9 protein-coding genes and 1 pseudogene are annotated in these 17,325 nt (G+C 65.9%); 4 read left to right on the top strand and 6 right to left on the bottom strand.

The window, feature by feature from the left end; genetic code table 11:
* Positions 1-13: 13 nt before the first annotated feature.
* Together MKK62_RS01560 and MKK62_RS01555 are read right to left on the bottom strand one after the other, a co-directional pair.
* Entirely contained in the window at positions 14-1,381 is a 1,368-nt protein-coding gene (locus tag MKK62_RS01560; RefSeq protein WP_240262720.1) for a cytochrome P450, read from the bottom strand.
* 52 nt (positions 1,382-1,433) lie between these two features.
* A complete protein-coding gene (locus MKK62_RS01555) occupies positions 1,434-2,273 on the bottom strand; it encodes a phthiotriol/phenolphthiotriol dimycocerosates methyltransferase (protein ID WP_240262721.1) in 840 nt (279 codons plus the stop codon).
* A 492-nt stretch (positions 2,274-2,765) separates the two neighbouring features.
* Between MKK62_RS01555 and MKK62_RS01550 the strand changes: the two are divergent.
* From MKK62_RS01550 to MKK62_RS01540, 3 genes and pseudogenes are all read left to right on the top strand, one after another.
* Positions 2,766-3,014: pseudogene (locus MKK62_RS01550) on the top strand (MmpS family transport accessory protein); the annotation flags it as partial.
* Positions 3,011-5,926 carry an MMPL/RND family transporter gene (locus tag MKK62_RS01545; RefSeq protein WP_240262722.1) on the top strand — a complete coding sequence of 972 codons (2,916 nt, stop codon included), beginning with the start codon at positions 3,011-3,013 and terminating at the stop codon, positions 5,924-5,926. The pseudogene MKK62_RS01550 and the gene MKK62_RS01545, both read left to right, overlap by 4 nt.
* A gap of 116 nt (positions 5,927-6,042) precedes the next feature.
* Positions 6,043-6,366 carry a hypothetical protein gene (locus tag MKK62_RS01540; protein ID WP_240262723.1) on the top strand — a complete coding sequence of 108 codons (324 nt, stop codon included), beginning with the start codon at positions 6,043-6,045 and terminating at the stop codon, positions 6,364-6,366.
* Positions 6,367-6,380: 14 nt separating this feature from the next.
* Here MKK62_RS01540 and MKK62_RS01535 read toward each other — a convergent pair whose 3' ends face one another.
* Both MKK62_RS01535 and MKK62_RS01530 read right to left on the bottom strand, forming a co-directional pair.
* Positions 6,381-10,085 carry a multifunctional oxoglutarate decarboxylase/oxoglutarate dehydrogenase thiamine pyrophosphate-binding subunit/dihydrolipoyllysine-residue succinyltransferase subunit gene (locus MKK62_RS01535; RefSeq protein ID WP_240262724.1) on the bottom strand — a complete coding sequence of 1,235 codons (3,705 nt, stop codon included), beginning with the start codon at positions 10,083-10,085 and terminating at the stop codon, positions 6,381-6,383.
* Between the two features lie 144 nt (positions 10,086-10,229).
* Entirely contained in the window at positions 10,230-10,985 is a 756-nt protein-coding gene (locus MKK62_RS01530; protein WP_240262725.1) for a hypothetical protein, read from the bottom strand.
* Positions 10,986-11,310: 325 nt separating this feature from the next.
* Here MKK62_RS01530 and MKK62_RS01525 point away from each other — a divergent pair, with 325 nt between their 5' ends.
* The gene (locus tag MKK62_RS01525) at positions 11,311-13,269 is read left to right on the top strand and encodes an MFS transporter (RefSeq protein WP_434085010.1); all 1,959 of its coding nucleotides are present in this window, start codon (positions 11,311-11,313) and stop codon (positions 13,267-13,269) included.
* Here MKK62_RS01525 and MKK62_RS01520 read toward each other — a convergent pair.
* Positions 13,259-16,666 carry a TM0106 family RecB-like putative nuclease gene (locus tag MKK62_RS01520; RefSeq protein WP_434085009.1) on the bottom strand — a complete coding sequence of 1,136 codons (3,408 nt, stop codon included), beginning with the start codon at positions 16,664-16,666 and terminating at the stop codon, positions 13,259-13,261. The genes MKK62_RS01525 and MKK62_RS01520 overlap by 11 nt on opposite strands.
* A 42-nt stretch (positions 16,667-16,708) precedes the next feature.
* On the bottom strand, positions 16,709-17,263 hold the full coding sequence (locus tag MKK62_RS01515; RefSeq protein ID WP_240263880.1) for an LppP/LprE family lipoprotein: 555 nt from the start codon (positions 17,261-17,263) through the stop codon (positions 16,709-16,711).
* Positions 17,264-17,325: the final 62 nt, after the last annotated feature.

Raw genomic sequence — 17,325 nt, 5'->3', positions numbered from 1 at the left:
GCCAGCGTTGGAGTCAGCTGCCGTGGTCGGCGACCGACACGGAGTCGCGACTGGCCCGCTCGGCATTGCTGCGCCGGTAGACCACCGCGCGTGCGCCCTTGCCCGGCGCGATCGCCACGCCACGGAAGTTGCGGCTCTCGTCCGGGGCATCGGTCGGGGTGAAGCGAAACTCACGGAACAGCGTCCGCAGCGTGACATCCATCTCCATGTGCGCGAAAGCCGCTCCGACACAACGGTTTATGCCGCCTCCGAAGGGGACCCAGCGGAAGGACGGCGGCGGCCCGCCGAGGAACCGGTCCGGGTTGAACGCTTCCGGATCGTCGTAGTTGACGTCGGATTCGTGGGCCAGCTGGAAATCGATCATCACCGCGGTGTCGGGCGGAAGCACCCACTCGCCGACCCGCACCCGGGTCTTGGTGGTGCGCAGCGATGCCGCGATGGTGGGCCGGACACGCTGGATTTCGTAGATCGTGGCCTGCCGCAGATCCGATCCGCCGGCGTCGATCTCTTCGGTGAGCCGTCTCATCACGTCGGGGTTGCGGCGTAAACGCTCGATGGCCCAAGCCAATTGGGACGCCGTGGTCTCGTGACCGGCAGCGACCAGGGTGAGTAGCTCGTCGGCAATGTGGCGATCGGAGATCGGCGAGCCGTCCTCGTAGCGGGCCTGCATCAGCAGCGCGAGCATGTCGGTGCGATCGGTCAGCGACGGATCCACACGGGCTTCGGCGAGGAGTTCGTCGATCACCGCGTCGAAGCGACGGCGAAATGCGGCCAGCTTGCTGCCGGGACTCCACGAGCCGTACTCGCGCCGTACGAACAGCGGCATCCGCTGCATCAGCGAGCCCAGCGTGATCAGCGACGGGATAACAGCCTTGAGCTCATCCAGGGCGTCGGCTCGTTCCCCGAAGGTGGCCCGCATGATCGCGTTGAGCGTCAGCCGCGTCATCGATTCCAGGGTTTCGAACTCCTCGCCCTCCGGCCAGTTCGCGGTTTCGCGTAGCACCTCGTCTTCGACGAGCTGCTCGTAGTTCTTCACCTTCTTGCCGGAGAAGTTGGGCAGCACCAGCTTTCGCCGCTCCGAGTGCTCCTTGCCGAGCAAGCTGAAGGTGGAGCCGGGACCGAACGCCTGTCCGAGCACCTTCGTCGGGCGTTCGATCAGGTCGAAACTGGTGCTGTACACCTCTTTGACGATGTCGCGGTCGTGGATGACAATCGTCTTCCCGAAGATCGGCAGGTTGATCGTGAACGGCCCGCCGTAGTGCTTGCTCAGCCACGGTGCCACCGAATACTGCAGCGACGTCAGGAACAGCACGCTTGTGACGAGCTTGGGCAACCGCAGCGCGGGCGGCAGCCGCACCGGGTCGGTCGTCTCCGTTGCCATGTCGCCCCCCTTCTAGTTCTCTACCAGCACATTTCAGCGTACCGGCGGGTGATCAGTCCTTGGTGAACAGATACACGCGATAGGTGTACTCGCTGCCGCGCAGCGCGCCGTTGAAGGCCCAGTCGGTCATGTCGCTGGCGTAGCGCGCGAAGGTGCGGCTGACGGCCGAACCGTGGTGCTGGCTGATCCGCTCCTGCTTGCGCGGGGTGTTCTTCTCGTTGCCGCGCAGCACGTTCTGGTCGATGACCGACATCGAGATCTGCCGTAGCCCGGAGTTGGCCAGGTGGGACTCCCACTCGGCGACCTCGGAACGAGGACGAAAGTCGGTATAGAGGAAATGCCCGCCCTGCTTGAGCACGCGCTTCACTTCGCTGAGGAACTTGGGGACATCGGGGTAGAGATGCGAGGCCTCGACGTTGACCAGCGCGTCGAACGACTCGTCCGCGAACGGCAGCGCCTGGGCGTTGCCCTCGACGAATTCGAGGTTGGCCAGGTGGTGGCGGTTCTTGGCGAACTCGATGCCAGCCGGGTTGAGGTCCAGCCCGGTGTAGGAGGCGGGGTGCTGGGTGCGTACCAGATACGAGGCGCCACCACCGTGGCCGCAGCTGCACTCCAGCACCTTCTTGCCGGCGAGGTCGACCTGGGTCGCGGTGCGGTGATAAAGCTGAATGAAGTAACGGTGGGGTTCGTCTTCCGGGTCGAGCGGAATACCCATCGGCGGGTCTTCTTCGTATCCGTAGTTGAAGAACAGCCAGTCGTCGCCGCCCAGCAGCTTGGTTTGCGAGGCGAACCGTGTGGTGGCGAATGACGTGAATATCAAACGAAAGACAAAGGGGTTTATCACCAGTCGGTGGACTAGCGGGCGTCGGGTCAGGCGGTTCGCGGTGGCCATCGCGGAAGTATGACAGACGCGCGCGGACACCGGGCAACACGGCTGGCGCCGTCGAGCGGGGGCGTGCGCGGAAACCGCAGGTCCGCACACTGATTGTGCGACAGCGTGCAACTGGGCACGTTTCGAGGCGACCGCCGCGCGCCGGGACGCAAACGCCGGGTACCGCGACGGCCGAGCCGTCGCAGGCTTTATCTGTCGCAAACTCGCGGCCCTGAAAAGCGGTGCGAATCAACGTCGCAATGCGGTCGGTTACCGACTAAAACACGTTGCCAGAAAAATGCCATTTTGGCGCTATCGAGCCAGGTCAGCGCCCAAATAATTACGAATGTCAATTCTTAGATAAAGCATGGAAAAAACCCCTGATGCTTCGTCTGCGCAGCGTGGTTTACTCGTCCCACTGGTCGCTTACGTATCGAAACGCCACAGGCGTTCGGGACGGGCAAGGGGATGTCGTTCGCGCTGACGAAGAAGTCAGTGGTGCACGGCGTCTTGCGTCCGGTGGGCAGCGTCGCCGACATCAGCTACTTTGATGTGCACTCCAACCCTCGCCGAGTCGATGGGGCACGATTACCGTGTTCTATACAACTCACGACAAACAGTCCAGCCGTCGTGGGCAACGTTGTGGCGCAGGGTGACACCAACAGCATTGGCTGCCGGATCGTCGTGGACGGACACGTCAGGGCCGAGAGGATCTCGAACGAAGTGAACGCGTTGACGTCTTGCCGGGTGAAGGGCGCATGACCAGCCACCACCTTCGGCACGAGCATGCCGCGGGGACGTTTGTCGCGCGGGTGGTGCGTCGGCTAGCGGTGCCCGTCATCCTCGGCTGGCTGGCGATCACGGTGATCGTGACGGTCGCTGTGCCGTCGCTCGAGCAGGTCGCTCGCGAGCACGCCGTGTCACTGGGTACCAAGGACGCCCCGTCGGTGCGCGCCGCGGCCCGCATCGGGAAAGACTTCAAGGAGTCGGACTCCGACGCCATGGCGATGATCGTCATCGAGGGCACCAATCAACTCGGCGACGACGCGCACCACTACTACCAACAGATCATCGATCGGCTGAAGGCTGACCCGAAGGATGTCCAGCACATCCAGGACTTCTGGGGTGACCCGCTGACCGCCGCGGGCGCGGAGAGTTCCGACGGCAAGGCCGCCTATGTTCAGTTGAATCTCGTTGGCAATCAAGGAGAGACGTCGGCCAACACCTCGGTCGCCAACGTCCGGAAGATCGTCGACAGCGTTCCCGCGCCGCCGGGGGTCAAGGCGTATGTCACCGGTCCGGCCGCGGTGGCGGCGGATGGCCTGACGAGCGGCGACAAGACCGTCGTGAAGATTCTGGTGACCACCGTCGCGGTGATCTTCGTGATGTTGCTATTCGTCTACCGCTCTTTCATCACGGTGGCCCTGCTGCTGGTGATGGTCGGCATCGAATTGGGTGCCGCCCGAGGCATTGTCGCGTTCCTCGCGCTGCATGACGTTGTCAAGTTGTCGACGTTTGCCACCAACATGCTGGTCTCGCTCGCGATCGCGGCGGGCACCGACTACGGCATCTTCTTCATCGGGCGCTACCACGAGGCCCGCCACAACGGCGAGGACCGCAGTTCCGCCTACCTCACCGCCTACCGCGGTGTGGCCCACGTTGTTCTGGCGTCCGGCATCACCATCGCCGGTGCCACTTACTGCCTTAGCTTCGCCCGGTTGCCGGTGTTCCAGACGCTGGGTGCGCCGTGTGCGATCGGCATGCTGGTCGCGGTCGCGGTGGCCTTGACGCTGATTCCCGCGGTCATCAGTGTCGGTAGCCGTTTCGGTCTGCTGGAACCCAAGCGTCTGCACAGTGTCCGCGGCTGGCGACGGGTCGGCACCGCGGTGGTGCGTTGGCCCGCACCGATTTTCGCCGCGACCTGTGCGGTCACGATGGTCGGTCTGCTGGCGCTGCCGGGCTACAAGGTGAGCTACGTCGACCGCGACTACATCCCCAAGGACACTCCGGGAAACATCGGGATGGCCGCAGCGGAGCGGCATTTCTCGCAAGCGCGGATGCTGCCGGAAGTCTTGATGATCGAGTCCGATCACGACCTGCGCAATTCCGCGGACTTCCTGGTCTTGGACAGACTCGCCAAGCGAATCTTCGGGGTCGAGGGCATCGCCCGGGTACAGAGCGTCACCCGGCCACAGGGGACGCCGCTGGAGCACACGTCGATCCCGTTCCTGCTCAGCATGCAGAACGCCGGGCAGTTGCAGAACCTGCAGGTGGCCAAGGGTCGGCTGGATGACATGGCCAAGCTGGCCGACCAACTGGGCGGAACCATCAAGTCGCTGGAAAAAGTCAACGCCTTGATGAACCAGATGGTGGGCACCACGCATCACATCGCCGGGGTCACCAAAGACACCCTGGCCATCACCAACGAAGTGCGAGACGACATCGCCGATTTCGACGACACGTTCCGTCCGCTGCGCAGCTACTTCTACGCCGAGCAGCACTGCTTCAACATTCCGCTGTGCTGGGGCATCCGGTCGGCGTACAACGCCACCGACGGGGTGGACAAGCTCAGCCAGAAGCTCGAAGAGCTGACCAAGGACGTCGACAGCGTCGACACCGTCGTGCCCCAGCTGGTCGCCCTGATTCCGGCCCAGATCGAGACCATGCGCAGCCTGCGGACCATGGTGCTGACGCTGCACAGCACCGCGTCCGGAATCTTCGACCAGGCAAACGAACTCAGCGACGACGCGACCGCGATGGGTAAGGACTTCGACGCCGCGAAGACCGGCGACTCGTTCTATCTCCCGCATGAGGTGTTTGCCAACCCGGACTTCCAGCGAGTCGAGAAGCTGTTCATCTCACCCGACGGCAAGGCCGCCCGATTCATCATCTCGCACAAGGGCGATCCCGCGACGAATGAAGGCATGTCGCGCATCGACGCGATCCGGACAGCCGCCTACGAGTCGCTCAAGGGCACCGCGCTGGAGGACGCCAAGGTCTATATTTCCGGCACCGCAGCGACTTTCAAGGATCTGCGGGAAGCCTCGCACTACGACTTCATGATCGCCGGCATCTCGTCGCTGTGCATGATCTTCATCATCATGCTGCTGATCACCCGCAGCCTGGTGGCCGCGTTGGTGATCGTCGGCACCGTCGCACTGTCACTCGGCGCCTCGTTCGGCATGTCAGTCCTGTTGTGGCAGTACATCATCGGGGTCAAGCTGCACTGGCTGGTGATGGTGATGTCGGTGATCATCCTGTTGGCGGTCGGCTCCGACTACAACCTGCTGCTGGTCGCGCGATTCAAAGAGGAGATCGGCGCCGGGCTCAAGACCGGCATCATCCGGGCGATGGGTGGCACCGGTCGAGTCGTGACGGCCGCCGGCCTGGTGTTCGCCTTCACCATGGCCTCGATGATGGTCAGCGACAACCGCGCGGTCGGACAGGTCGGCACGACGATCGGTCTGGGCCTGCTGTTCGACACGCTGGTGGTGCGGTCGTTCCTGATGCCCTCGATCGCCGCGATGCTGGGACGTTGGTTCTGGTGGCCGATGAACGTCGCCTCGCGCCCGCCGCGGACCGGACGGCGTCCCGCGGTACCGCCCGCCAAGCGGCCGGTCGAAAGCGACGCCACCGCGCCGCTGGCCACCGCTCAGCGGTCGCTGCGCCGCTAGGCGGTAATGAATTTGCTATGAGTTAGCGGGATTCCGGTCCTTCGCTTCCCGGCAGCGTTGCACTTGTTTGGCGCGAATGTTCGCGCTCGCAACGCAGCTACAACGAACGAGGACTCATGAGCATTGTTCAGAAGATGCGAGGGGTGGCGGCGGCCACGTTGTCGACGACGGTCGCTGCGCTCGGAGCCATGGGGCTCGCGGTGTTGGGCCCGGTGGCCGGCACAGCGCGGGCCGACGTCAGGTGCGACCCGGTTTGCCACGGTACGTGGTGTCCCGGCGACCCGGTGTATTCGCAGGTCCAGGATTTGGCCAAGACGTGGGACACGAACGTGTGTCACGAGTTTCACCAAATCTCGGTGCTGGACGGTGGCGGATACCGGGAGGGGCCGCTTCCCCCGGGCACTTTCGTGTGCCCGCCTTTCGCGTTCATGTGCCCCTGACGAGCACGAGAAACTCAGCCGAACGCCTCGTCCAGGATCTCCTGTTGCTCGACGGCGTGCACTTTCGACGAGCCCGACGAGGGCGCCGACATGGCGCGGCGTGAAATCCGTTTGATGCCAACCAGTCTGTCCGGGAACAGCTCGGGGAGCTCCAGGCCGAAACGCGGCCAGGCGCCCTGGTTGGCCGGCTCTTCCTGCACCCAGAAATACTGGTTGACGTTTTCGTAGCGGTCCAGCGTTTCCTGAAGCCGGTGGAAGGGCAGCGGCGCCAGCTGCTCGATACGCACGATCGCGACGTCGTCGCGGTTTTCCTTGGCCTTACGAGCGGCCAGCTCGTAGTAAAGCTTGCCGCTGGTCAACAACATTCGCGTCGCCTTGCCGCGATCACCAATGCCCTCGGAGTAGGTGGGCTCCTCGAGCACCGAGTGGAATCGATCCTCGGTGAATTCCTTGATGTCGCTCACCGCGGCCTTGTTGCGCAGCATCGACTTCGGGGTGAACACGATCAGCGGGCGCTGCACACCATCGAGGGCGTGACGGCGCAGCAGGTGGAAGTAGTTGGCCGGCGTCGAGGGCACCGCGATCGTCATCGAGCCCTCCGCCCACAGCTGCAGGAAGCGCTCGATGCGACCGGAGGTGTGGTCGGGCCCTTGGCCTTCGTGACCGTGTGGCAGCAACAGCACCACACTGGACAGCTGGCCCCACTTGGCTTCGCCGGAGCTGATGAACTCGTCGATGATCGACTGCGCTCCGTTGACGAAGTCGCCGAACTGGCCCTCCCACAACACCAAAGCATCGGGGTTGCCGACCGTGTAACCGTATTCGAATCCGACTGCGGCGTACTCCGAGAGCGGCGAGTCGAACACCATGAATTTGCCGCCGGTCGGGTTGCCCTCCTTGTCGACCGTCAGCAACTGCAGTGGGGTGAACTCCGCGCCGGTGTGTCGGTCGATGATCACCGAATGCCGTTGGGAGAACGTCCCGCGACGAGTGTCCTGGCCGGACAGCCGGACCAACTTCCCCTCGGCGACCAGCGAACCCAGCGCCAGCAACTCACCGAAGGCCCAGTCGATCTTGCCCTCGTAGGCCATCTCGCGGCGCCTTTCCAGCACCGGCGTGACACGTGGGTGCGCGGCGAATCCCTCTGGCAGAGCGAGGAATGCGTCACCAATGCGGGCCAGCAGTGCCTTGTCCACCGCGGTGTCCAGACCGGCGGCCAGCATCTGGTTGGCCTCCACCGACATGCTCGGCTGCACACCGTGCTTCTCTAATTCGCGGACGTCGTTGAAGACCCGCTCGAGCTGGCCCTGATAGTCGCGCAGTGCGTCCTCGGCCTCTTTCATCGAAATGTCGCCGCGACCGATGAGCGCTTCGGTGTAGGTCTTACGGACGCCGCGCTTGACGTCGACGACGTCGTACATGTACGGGTTCGTCATCGACGGATCGTCGCCCTCGTTGTGCCCGCGGCGGCGGTAGCACAGCATGTCGATGATGACGTCCTTCTTGAATTTCTGGCGGAAGTCGACGGCCAGCCTCGCGACCCAGACGCACGCCTCGGGATCGTCACCGTTGACGTGGAAGATCGGCGCGCCAATCATTTTCGCGACATCGGTGCAGTACTCGCTGGACCGCGAATACTCCGGCGCGGTGGTGAAACCGATCTGGTTGTTGACGATGATGTGGATCGTGCCCCCGACCCGGTAGCCGGGAAGCTTGGCCAGGTTCAGCGTCTCGGCGACCACTCCCTGGCCGGCGAAGGCGGCGTCACCGTGCAGCATCATCGGCACCACCGAGTTGCCGCGTTCGCCCTCGCCCTTGTCCAGCAGGTCCTGCTTGGCGCGGACCAAGCCCTCCAGCACCGGGTCCACCGCTTCGAGGTGCGACGGGTTCGCCGTCAGAGAGACCTGAATGTCGTTGTCGCCGAACATCTGTAGATACACACCGGTGGCGCCCAGGTGGTATTTCACGTCGCCGGAGCCGTGGGCCTGGGCGGGATTCAGGTTGCCCTCGAACTCGCTGAAGATCTGCGAATAGGGCTTACCGACGATGTTGGCCAACACGTTGAGCCGGCCGCGGTGCGGCATGCCGATCACTACTTCGTCGAGCCCGTGCTCGGCGCACTGGTCGATCGCGGCGTCCATCAGCGGGATGGTGCTTTCCGCGCCTTCAAGTGAGAACCGCTTCTGGCCAACGTATTTCGTCTGCAAGAACGTCTCGAACGCCTCGGCCGCGTTGAGCTTACTCAAGATGTACTTCTGCTGCGCCACCGTCGGCTTGACATGCTTGGTCTCGACCCGCTCTTCGAGCCAGGCCAGCTGCTCGGGGTCGAGGATGTGGGTGTACTCGACACCGATGTGCCGGCAGTAGGCGTCGCGCAGCAGCCCGAGGATATCGCGCAGCTTGCGGTAGTCCCAGCCGCCGAAACCGTTGACCTTGAACACCCGATCGAGGTCCCACAGCGTCAGCCCGTGGGTCTGCACCTCGAGGTCGGGGTGGCTGCGGAACCTGGTCTTGTCCAACCCGAGCGGGTCGATGTCGGCCATCAGGTGGCCGCGGTTGCGGTACGCCGCGATCAACTCCATAACGCGGGCGTTCTTGTCGACGATCGAGTCGGGGTTGTCGGTGCTCCACCGGATCGGCAGGTACGGCACGCCCATCTCGCGGAACAGGTCGTCCCAGAAGTCGTCGGAAAGGATCAGTTCGTGGATGGTGCGCAGGAAGTCGCCCGATTCCGCGCCCTGGATGATGCGGTGGTCGTAGGTCGAGGTGAGCGTGATGAGTTTCCCGACGCCCAACTCGGCGATGCGCTCCGGGCTGGCGCCCTGGAATTCGGCGGGATATTCCATGGCGCCCACGCCGATGATCGCGCCCTGACCCGCCATCAGCCGCGGCACCGAGTGCACGGTGCCGATGGTGCCGGGGTTCGTCAGCGAAATCGTCACGCCAGCAAAGTCTTCGGCGGTCAGCTTGCCGTCACGGGCGCGTCGAACGATGTCCTCATAGGCCGCGACGAACTGGCCGAATGTCATTGTCTCGCAACGCTTGATGCCCGCGACGACCAGTGCCCGCTTGCCGTCCTTGCCCTGCAGGTCGATCGCCAAGCCCAAGTTGATGTGCGCCGGCGTGACCGCGTTGGGTTTGCCGTCGATCTCGGCATAGTGCCGGTTCATGTTCGGGAAGCTCTTGAGTGCCTGGACCAGCGCGTAGCCCAGGATGTGGGTGAACGACACCTTGCCGCCGCGGGTGCGTTTGAGCTGATTGTTGATCACGACGCGGTTGTCGATCATCAGCTTGGCCGGGATGGCCCGAACGCTGGTCGCCGTGGGCAGGTCGAGCGACTGCGACATGTTCTTGACCACGGCGGCGGCCGCGCCGCGCAGCACCTGAAGCTCGTCGCCTTCGGCGGGCGGTGGCCCGGACGGCTTGGGCGCCGGAGCCTGCGGGGCCGGCTGTGCAGTGGTGCGTGCGCCGTTGCCGGACGCGGCCGTGGCGACGGCGGGGGTCGGTTGCGGGGGAGCAGCGGGCGGTTGCGGGGAAGTAGCGGGCGGCGGCGCGGCCGGCTTCACTTCGGCCGGAGTTTCATTCGTCGACTCGGGGTTGTAGTCGGCTAAGAACTCGTGCCAGCTCGGGTCGACCGAAGAGGGGTCGTCGCGGTACTTGCGGTACATCTCCTCGACCAGCCACTCGTTCTGGCCGAAGGGTGAACTGATACTGCTCACAGCAGCTGCTCGCCTCGATTCCTCTTCTCGTGCGCGTTACTTGCCCGGACGTGCGGCTTCGGCAGGCCCCGTCATAAAGGCTAACCCTTCGCCGCCGTTCCGCCATGTGACTTCGTCGGGCTCGGGTTTGCCGTTACCGCGCGCTCAGCCGGCGTCGGAAACCGTGGGCAACAGGTGCAGTGTCACCGGCCACTTAGCCGGCGGCGTCCCGAACGCCTTGCGGGCGTTGCGCACGATCTTCTTGCCCGCCAGCCGGTTGCCGATCGCGCCGATCACGGCGCCGACGCCGACTGGCAGGACCTTGCCGAACAGCAGCGCGCTGCGGCGCAGCGTGAACCGTCGCACGGCGCGCTTGAGCAGCCGAGAGTTCAGCTGGGCCAAGGCCGGCATCGGCAGCGACGCTACACCTTCGGACAGCCACGCTCCGCTGGTGCGGCCGCCGCCGATCAGCTCGGTCATCGCCTGCTTGCTGTCGTCGCCGACCAGCACCGACAGCACCAGTGCTCGTCGGCGTTCCCGCTCGTCGGTCGCAACTCCGTACACCGAGGCGATTGCCAGCGCGTAGAACGCCGTCGCCTCGAGGAACACCGCGGTCTCGCCGGCGGCCGCGGAGAGCGCGGCCAGCGTGCCCAGCCCTGGCAGCACCGCAGTCGAGCCGACCGCCGCTCCGCTAGCCGTGACCGCGGCCACGTAACGCTTCTCGAGCTTGGCGACGACCGCGCCCGGACCGGCCTCGGGGTCCGCACGGCGCAGCCTTTCGACGTAGGCGGCCGCGGCGGGCCCCTGGATGCGGGAGCTGCGCTCGATGATGCTGGCCAACGCGCGCGCCGACCGTTTGGGCTTCCCCTCGCTGTTAGCGGGCAACGAATCGGCCGATGACCGGTTGCGTCGGGCGCTCATGGATGCCTCCGGATTGGATGGCCCGGTTCCTCCCCGGGTGTCCTTCCAGGCTAACGCGGGTGTCGGCAAACGTGGGGCCAGGTGTCCACAGGATTGGCCGCTTGGGAATAATCCGGAATTACCGGCGGGATCACGCTCGGCCCGACGACGCGTCGGCGGCTCGCCAGCCATTACGGACAGTCGATGGCCTACCAGCCCATCACGTTGGGTAACCCGTCGCTGTATCGCGTCGCGCGGGCCGGGATCGATACCCTGAACGCGGAAGCGGAAGCCGGGTATCCAGTGGCCTTCGACCGCAGCCGGAGGAAACGAACGAGGTAGAGCTATGACCACGGCGACCGCTCGTCAACGACGGGGCGACGGCCCGCCTCCGGCGCAGCGCGCCGGCGAGGTGAACCCGTGGCACGCGCTGTGGGCGATGATGGTCGGCTTCTTCATGATCCTGCTCGACTCCACGATCGTGGCGGTCGCCAACCCGAGCATCATGGTCAAGCTCGGCACCAGCTACGACACCGTGATCTGGGTGACCAGTGCCTACCTGCTGGCGTACGCGGTCCCGCTGCTCGTCGCCGGCCGGCTGGGTGACCGGTTCGGCCCGAAGAATCTGTATCTGATCGGTCTGGCCGTCTTCACCGCCGCTTCGCTGTGGTGTGGGCTGTCAAGCACCATCGGCATGCTGATCACCGCCCGGGTGGCCCAGGGCATCGGCGCCGCGGTGATGAGCCCGCAGACGCTGTCGCTGATCACCCGCATCTTCCCGGTCGAGCGTCGCGGGGTCGCGATGAGCCTGTGGGGCGCCACCGCGGGCGTGGCCACCCTGGTCGGCCCCCTGGCCGGCGGCGTGCTTGTCGACTCGATGGGCTGGGCCTGGATCTTTTTCGTCAACGTTCCGATCGGGATCATCGGTCTTGGGCTGGCGTTCTGGCTGATCCCTGATCTGAGCACCAGCAAGCACCGCTTCGACCTGATCGGGGTGGCTTTGTCTGGGATCGGGATGTTCCTGATCGTGTTTTCGCTGCAGGAGGGTCAGTCCCACGACTGGGCGCCGTGGATCTGGGCCGTGCTGGTCGCCGGCGTCGGCTTCATGACCGCGTTCGTCTACTGGCAGTCGATCAGCAAGATCGAGCCGCTGATTCCGCTGGACATCTTCCGTGTCCGCGACTTCAGCCTGTGCAATGCCGCGGCGGTGGTCATCGCCTTCGCGGCCACCGGGATGATCCTGCCGCTGATGTTCTACGCCCAGGCGGTCTGCGGGTTGTCGCCCACCCGCTCGGCGCTGCTGACCGCGCCGATGGCGATCACCAGCGGGGTGCTCGCGCCGCTGGCCGGCAAGCTCGTCGACCGGTCGCATCCGCGGCCGGTGGTCGGCTTCGGCTTTTCGGCCCTGGCAATCGGCCTGACCTGGCTGTCAATCGTCATGAAGGCATCGACCCCGATCTGGGAGTTGGTGCTGCCGTTCTTCGCGCTGGGCGTCGCGATGGCGTTCATCTGGGCGCCGATCACCGCGACCGCGACCCGTAACCTGCCCCAGCGGTTCGCCGGCGCCAGCTCCGGTGTTTTCAACGCGACGCGCCAGGTCGGTGCCGTGCTGGGCAGCGCCGGGATGGCGTCGTTCATGACGTCGCGGATCACCGCGGCCTTAGGGCCGATGGCCGACGGCGGATCAGCGCCGCCGGGGGGGCCCGGCGGGAACCTGGAGATGCCGCCGTTCCTGCGCGTGCCGTTCGCCGACGCGATGTCACAGTCGATGCTGTTGCCGGCGTTCGTCGCGCTGTTCGGGATCGTCGCGGCCGTGTTCCTGGTCGGAGGCGCCGGCCCGGCGGGCGACGACGAGCCGACTCCGCGAGCGGACGGGCCCGACGCGCCGGCCCGGCGAGTGCGGGTGCGACCCAGCGCCGCCGACGGATTCGCTAGCGGCCCCGACGGTTACCGGGACGGCTTCGACGATGACGACGACTACGTCGAGTACACGCTGTCGCCGGCGCCCAATGCGGCGCCGCCGCGCCGTAAGCTGACGCCGGCCGAGTCGTGGCGCGGCCAGCTCGACGACATGACGGCGACCACGGAGATCCAGCCGATAGGCCTTGTTGGCAACGGCTTTCACGACGACGAGGGTCGCTCGCGCACCCAGGACTACCGGCCGCCGGATCAGCGACGCCCCGACCCCGACGAAGCGTTCTTCGACGACATCGACACCTATGGCGGGTCGAGATTCCACGACACTCGAGTTGACGACTACGGCCGCCAGCCACCCGACGGTCCGCGCCGGCGCCCTAGGTCTTAGGCCCGCTCAACGCCAGGAATGCGCCGAGTTCGACGAGCCCGCTCGGGGCCGACGGCAGGTATTCGGTCAGCGCGTCAGCGCGCACGATGACAGCGGCGTACTGTGCCCGGCTGATCGCCACGTTGAGGCGGTTCCGGTTGAGCAGAAACGACATTCCGCGGGGAAGGTCGTCGACGGACGACGCCGTCATCGAGGCGATGGCTACCGGCGCCTCGGCGCCCTGGAATTTATCGACGGTTCCGACCCGGACATCGCCGAGTCCAGCTGCGGCCAAGTGCTGACGCAGCAGCACGACCTGTGCGTTGTAGGGAGCCAGCACCAAGACGTCGGCGGGGGTCAACGGCCGGGTGCCTTCTTCGGTCGTCCAGGCCCGGCCGACCAGCGACATGATCAGCCCCGCAATGGCCTCCGCCTCTTCCGGGCTCTCGGTCGCGTTGCCTTCGTGGGCGACGCGAAGCACGTGCACGCCGGGGGGATACCCGTCCAGCCGCCGGGCGGCGGTGACTTTGTCGTAGGGCTGTAGTCGGCCCTCATACGCCAGCGCCGATACCGGCGCACACACCGCGGGATGCATGCGGTGGGTGCGGTCCAGGAAGTAGCCGCGCTCGGTGGGCAGGGTGCGGTGCTCTTCGACCAGCCAGCCCAGCGCGGAGCCGTCGACCGGTTCGGGATGGGTGCCTTGGCTGACCTGTGGCAGCTGTTGCGGATCCCCAAGCAGCAGCAGGTTTTTCGCCGAAGCGGCCACGGCGATCGTGTTGGCGAGACAGAACTGGCCGGCCTCGTCGATCACCAACAGATCCAGGCTGGCGGGTGGCACCCGGCCGGGATTCGCGAAGTCCCAAGCGGTTCCGCCGATCACGCATCCTGGTGTGCCGGTGACGAATGGGGAGTAGTCGTGCTCGCTGATCTGCTGCCACGCGGCGCCGGGGCGGTCGCCTTTCTTGGCCACGCGCGACGGGTCGATGCCGGCTGTGATGGTGCCCTGCAACAGATTTTCGACTACCGCATGTGATTGTGCGACGACGCCGATGCGCCAACCATGATCGGTGACCAGCCGGGTGATCACCCGAGCCGCGGTGTAGGTCTTGCCGGTCCCGGGCGGGCCGTGCACCGCGACGTAGGACGCTTCGAGATCCCGCAGCGCGGCGGTGATGTCGGTGATGGTGTCGCCGCTTCGGGGAAGGGCTTTGCCGCTGCGAGTTCGCGGTGGTCGGCGCTGCAGGATGTCGAACACCGCGGTCTGGGGGAGTTGCGGCAGTCCCGCTGCGACGGCGGCCGTCGCGGTCTCGATGGCCTCGCGCAGCGGCTTGGTGTTGACCGGACCGCCCGGGGTCAGCGCAAACGGCATTTGCTGAAAGGTGTTGCCGTCGGATGGGGTTCGCTCGCAGATCACCACCGACGTCGGCACGGTCGGGTCGTCGTATTCCACAACTTCGGCGTGACCGGCCGCCCGCCGGTCGGGGTTGTCGGACAGACCGGGCGGGGCGGGAGGCTCGTAGAGCGCGAACACCTTTGCGTTGAGCGCGCCGCGGGCCAACTCGCCGGTCAACTGGACTCGGCGCTGCATCTTGCGGGCCCTGGGCGGTTGGTTCCAGTCGACAGCGATGTCCGCTTCGCTGACGATGAATACGTCGGTCTGGTCGGCCCATTCGTCGACGGGATAGTTCAACCGGTCGAAATGCGCCCACCAGAACGGTTTGTCCTCCCGGCGGTGGAAGCCGCGCGCTGCCGACATTAGCGCGACAGCCGTCTGCTCGCGGCTGCGGTTGCCGGTCGTCGGGTCGCCGCTGAATTTCTGCAGCTTCTCCGCGATCTGGTCGGCTGCCTCGATGGCCCCGCCGTCCCCGACGGGTTGGGCCCCAATCGGGGTGACACCGTTCTCGAAGGCCTGGATCAGCAGCCAGTCGCGCAGCTCGCGGGTCGACTCGCAGTCGTACTGGTTGTAGCCCTCGATCTCCTTCAGCACCGCCGCCGCCTCGTCGAGGTTGCCGTTGCCGCGCAATTCCGTGTACCGCGCGTACTGGGTGATCGAGTCGGCCGCATTGGTCACGTCACCCGAGCGCAGTCGTGATCCCATGTACAGCGGCTCCAAGGCCTTGAGGCTCAGCGACTCGCTGCCGGTGCGGATGCTCTTGCGCACAACGGGATACAGATCGACCAGTGTGCCGCTGCGCAGCAAGTCGTCGACGGCGTCTTCTCCGACGCCGTGGCGTCCGGCCAAGCGCAGCAGCGCCGTCTTCTCGTACGCGGCGTAGTGGTAGACGTGCATGTTCGGAAAACGCTTGCGGCGCTTGGCTACTAGTGCAAGAAACTCGACGAGCGCCTTGCGCTCCGCACGGCGGTCATGCGCCCACAGCGGATGGAAGGCAGGCGCCTTGCCCCCTTCCAGCACGCCGAATAGATACTCCAGGCCCCAGTCGACACCGTCGGCGGTCCACAGCGGGTCACCCTCGAAGTCGAAGAACAGGTCACCCGGGTCGGGATTGGGAAGCAGGGTCAGCGGCTGCGGGTCGGCGACCTCGAATTGCGGTGTACCGGTATCGCGTTCGCGGACCTGCAGCCTGGCCTGGGCGACTAGGGCGGCCACCGCACGAGCGGACATGCCAGCAACCGGGCCGGTGTGCTCGGCCAGCTCGGCGACTGTGGTCAGACCCGCGTCGATCAGCTTGGCGCGCTGGCTGACTCGCAGACCCGCGACGAGCAGCAGGTCGTCGGTGGCCCGCACCTGCTCCTCGCAGACCGGGCAGCGGAAGCATGCCCGAATACCGTCGTCTTCCCAGCGGACCGCCTGGCCTCCGGCGTAGTGCTCGTCGAGCAGGCGCTGCAGCCGGGCGCGTTGCTCGCGGTACACCGGGATCAGCTCGTCGATTTGATAGGTGACCGCGGCGCCGCTGCCCAGTATCAGCTCGGCTTCGGGGTGTACTGGGACACCGGCCTGGCTGAGGGCGTCGGCGTAGGCAGCGATCTGAAGCAGGGCAGTGACTTTCGCCGAGCGGGCCAGCTTGGTGTCGGACACCTGGTACCTGCCGTCGCGCAAGACCAGGAAGTCGGCAAAGCCGACGAAGCGTCCGTCGAACATCGCAGCCTGATAGATGACCGGTGCGTCGGCGTCGAGCTTGCGTCGTGTCTGCGTTGCGGCCGCAGTGATGTTGTCGACGGTGAACGGGAACGGACGCCCGATGACCGCGACTTCCCCTTCGTGCTCCTCGCGCAGATGATCGAGGCGACGTTGCTCGTGTTCGTCACCGAGGGTGGCGGTGCGTTCCAGCAGCTCGGCGGTGACGCTGACCCGTTGCCCCCAACCAAGTTTCGCGTCGAATTCACGGAGCAGGGCGTACTCACAGCGAGCCGCGGATGCGAGATCCGACGCGCTGTAGATGACGCTGTCGTCTGCCATGAACACAGCAGCCACTGTAGGCCGCCGCACCGACAGGTCGGGTTAGTTGGCGATTAACTCCACGCCGTTGCCGTTCCAGCGGAACTTCACGATGCTGGGCAGGCCGATGCCGCCGGAGTAGCTCAGCGCGACGGTGTCGCCGGTGCACTGCGAGTTGTCCAGCCCGTTGAAGCCATAGGTGTCCGGCACGCCCTGCGGCGGGATCAGTTTGCCGAGATGGAACAGCACGGCGCGGGTGTTGGGGCTCTCGGCGTTGGTGTTGGCCTTGACGATGACGGCGGACAGCTGCGCGCACGGGTTGAAGTTGCCGGCCAGCGGCTCGGGGTTCCACGGCTGGTGGCTGCGCGGGTCCTGCGGCAGCTCGGACACCCCGCGGGCGATCGCGGGGTCGGCCAGGTTCACCGCACACGGGTCGACGGGTCCAGGGGAAGTCGGTGGAGCCGGGGTGGCGGCGGGTGGCGGCGCTGCCGTCGGGTGCGGTGCGGCGGACGAGTGAGGAGTGGGTTCCGGCGTCTTGGCGACGGTCGAATCTCCCGACCCGCATCCGCTCATCGTCACGGCGAGTAGCGCGGCAGCGCTGACGCCGCTCAGTCGCATTCGTGTCCACACAACGCCGCACCGTACCGTGACCAGGGCTGTCGACGCGGCAGGCGTGGCCG

The sequence above is a fragment of the Mycobacterium paraterrae genome, assembly GCF_022430545.2.
GTDB lineage: Bacteria > Actinomycetota > Actinomycetes > Mycobacteriales > Mycobacteriaceae > Mycobacterium > Mycobacterium paraterrae.
The sequence above is the reverse complement of the archived record's forward strand: the minus strand, read 5'-3'. Positions and strand labels throughout refer to the sequence as shown.

Excerpts from the sequence above, each read along its gene's own strand:
- MKK62_RS01545 (WP_240262722.1), top strand. The coding sequence starts at position 3,011 with ATGACCAGCCACCACCTTCGGCACGAGCATGCCGCGGGGACGTTTGTC.
- MKK62_RS01530 (WP_240262725.1), bottom strand. The coding sequence starts at position 10,985 with ATGAGCGCCCGACGCAACCGGTCATCGGCCGATTCGTTGCCCGCTAAC.
- MKK62_RS01555 (WP_240262721.1), bottom strand. The coding sequence starts at position 2,273 with ATGGCCACCGCGAACCGCCTGACCCGACGCCCGCTAGTCCACCGACTG.
- MKK62_RS01520 (WP_434085009.1), bottom strand. The coding sequence starts at position 16,666 with ATGGCAGACGACAGCGTCATCTACAGCGCGTCGGATCTCGCATCCGCG.
- MKK62_RS01540 (WP_240262723.1), top strand. The coding sequence starts at position 6,043 with ATGAGCATTGTTCAGAAGATGCGAGGGGTGGCGGCGGCCACGTTGTCG.
- MKK62_RS01560 (WP_240262720.1), bottom strand. The coding sequence starts at position 1,381 with ATGGCAACGGAGACGACCGACCCGGTGCGGCTGCCGCCCGCGCTGCGG.
- MKK62_RS01515 (WP_240263880.1), bottom strand. The coding sequence starts at position 17,263 with ATGCGACTGAGCGGCGTCAGCGCTGCCGCGCTACTCGCCGTGACGATG.
- MKK62_RS01525 (WP_434085010.1), top strand. The coding sequence starts at position 11,311 with ATGACCACGGCGACCGCTCGTCAACGACGGGGCGACGGCCCGCCTCCG.